The sequence below is a fragment of the Halorubrum sp. SD612 genome (assembly GCF_002135005.1).
In genome coordinates this window covers 1-2606 of record NZ_NEWI01000254.1, presented here as the reverse complement: position 1 = coordinate 2606, position 2606 = coordinate 1, and the positions used below count along the sequence as shown (strand labels likewise).

Here is a 2606-nt window from a genome sequence, read left to right as displayed (position 1 = left end):
ACTTCCGGGAGCCGGGCCCGCCGTCGGCCGCGAAGAAGGCGTTCCTCGTCACGCGCTTCGGCGACTACTTCTTCCTCGTCGGCGTCGTCGCGGTGTTCGCCACCTTCGGCACGGCGCAGTTCGCCGGCCCCGAGTCGTTCCCGGCGCTCGCCGACGCGGCGCTCAACGGCTCCGGCTCGGTGGCGTGGACGCCCGGCGGCCTCGACCTCGGCACGTGGCTGACCGTCGTCGGTCTGCTCGTGCTGGGCGGCGTCGTCGGCAAGTCCGCGCAGTTCCCGCTCCACACGTGGCTCCCCGACGCGATGGAGGGCCCGACGCCCGTCTCCGCGCTCATCCACGCCGCGACGATGGTCGCGGCGGGCGTCTATCTCGTCGCGCGGATGTACGGCTTCTACGTGCTGACGCCGACGACGATGGCGGTCATCGCCTTCGTCGGCGGCTTCACGGCGCTGTTCGCGGCGACGATGGGGCTCGTGAAAGACGAGCTGAAGCAGGTGCTCGCGTACTCCACCATCTCGCAGTACGGCTACATGATGCTCGCGCTCGGCGCGGGCGGGTACGTGGCCGCCGTCTTCCACCTCACCACCCACGCGTTCTTCAAGGCGCTGCTGTTCCTCGGCGCCGGGTCGGTCATCATCGCGATGCACCACAACGAGGACATGTGGGACATGGGCGGGCTGCGTTCGAAGCTGCCAGTCACCTACTACACCTTCCTCGCCGGGTCGCTCGCGCTCGCGGGCATCTTCCCGTTCGCCGGCTTCTGGTCGAAAGACGAGATCCTCTACGAGGCGCTCGTCCACGGGCTCAACGACCCGCTGCTGCTCGGCGGCTACCTGATGGGACTGCTCGCGGTGCCCGTCACCGCCTTCTACACCTTCCGGATGGTCTTCCTGACGTTCCACGGCGAGCCGCGCAGCGACACCGCCCGTGACCCCGAGGCCGTTCGCTGGAACGTGAAGGGGCCGCTGACGGTCCTCGGCTCGCTCGCGGTCGTCACCGGCTTCATCAACATGGTGCCGGTCCAGAAGGTCCTCGGGATCGAGGGGATCGACCTGCTCCACCGCTGGCTCGACAACGAGTGGGGCGGCATCGAGGGGCTCTCCTCGCACCACTACGCGGACATCGGCCCGTACAGCAGCGGGTACCTCGTCGGCGGTGAGGCCGGGACCGTCCTCGTCGGTGCGGCCGTCTCGCTCGGTCTCGCGCTGCTCGGACTCGGACTCGCGTGGCGGCTCTACGACGTGCCGTCGCCGACGGAACACACCGCCAAACTCGGCGGGATCAAAGACGTGCTGTACAATAACTACTACCTCGACGAACTGCAGGTCTGGCTCGCGTATCGGACGGAAGACGTGGCGGGCGGCGCGAACGTCTTCGACCAAGGAATCATCGACGGCGTCGTCAACGGCGTCTCCTCCGTGAGCCTGACCGGCGGCGGCCGGGTCCGGAAGCTCCAGTCGGGGGTCGTCTCGCAGTACGCCGCGCTGCTCACCTTCGGACTCGTCGCGCTGCTGCTCGTGCTCGGCGCGACCGGGGGGTGGTTCCTGTGATACTCGAAGCGCTCATGGCTGCCGCCTTCGTCGGCGCGCTGACGGTGTTCCTCGCGCCCGACGAGTGGGCCGGCCGGCTGGCGTTCGCGATCAGCCTGGTCCCGTTCGTCGGGAGCCTCTACCTGTGGTCCGGCTTCGAGGCCGGCGGGAACGCGCTGCTCGGCGGCGAGATCGCGTACGCCACGCAGATCGAGTGGCTCGAAGTCGGCGGTCGCAGCGTCTCGTGGTTCGTCGGGCTCGACGGGATCAGTCTCCCGCTGTTCGTGCTCACGACGTTCCTCGTGCCGCTGGCGATCCTCAGCGCGTGGACGCCCGTCGACTCGCGACAGAGCCAGTTCTACGGTCTCATGCTGTTCATGGAGGCGAACCTGCTCGGCGTGTTCGCCGCGCTCGACTTCTTCCTCTGGTTCGTCTTCTGGGAGGCGGTGCTGGTCCCGATGTACTTCCTCATCGGGATCTGGGGCGGTCCGCGCCGCAAGTACGCCGCGATCAAGTTCTTCGTCTACACGAACGCGGCGTCGCTGCTGATGTTCATCGGGTTCATGAGCCTCGTGTTCGCGCTCGGCGACTCGGTGTCGTCGTTCGCCCTGCCGGAGATCGCGCAGGCGATCGCCGCGGGCGATCTGAGCGCGTGGTTCGGGATCCCGCCGGACAGGGTCGCGATGGTCGCGTTCCTCGCGATGTTCCTCGGGTTCGCGGTGAAAGTCCCGATCGTGCCGTTCCACACGTGGCTACCGGACGCCCACGTCCAGGCGCCGACGCCCGCGTCGGTGCTGCTGGCCGGCGTCCTCCTGAAGATGGGGACGTACGCGCTGCTCCGGTTCAACTTCACGATGTTACCCGAGCAGGCGTCGATGCTCGCGGTCCCGATAGCCGCCATCGCCGTCATCAGCGTCATCTACGGCGCGATGTTGGCGCTGGCACAGAAAGACCTCAAGCGGATCGTCGCGTACTCGTCCGTCTCGTCGATGGGCTACGTCATCCTCGGGCTCATCGTCTTCACCGAGTACGGGGTCGGCGGCGCGACGTTCCAGATGGTCGCGCACGGCCTCATCT

Annotated in this window: 2 protein-coding genes; both read left to right on the top strand. The window is 67.9% G+C overall.

Annotation, left to right across the window (positions count from 1 at the left end):
- Nucleotides 1–1550: NADH-quinone oxidoreductase subunit L (locus B9G38_RS15985; protein WP_086221033.1), on the top strand; the 1550-nt coding region annotated here is incomplete at its 5' end.
- A gap of 14 nt (nucleotides 1551–1564) precedes the next feature.
- Nucleotides 1565–2606: NuoM family protein (locus tag B9G38_RS15980; RefSeq protein ID WP_086221034.1), on the top strand; the 1042-nt coding region annotated here is incomplete at its 3' end.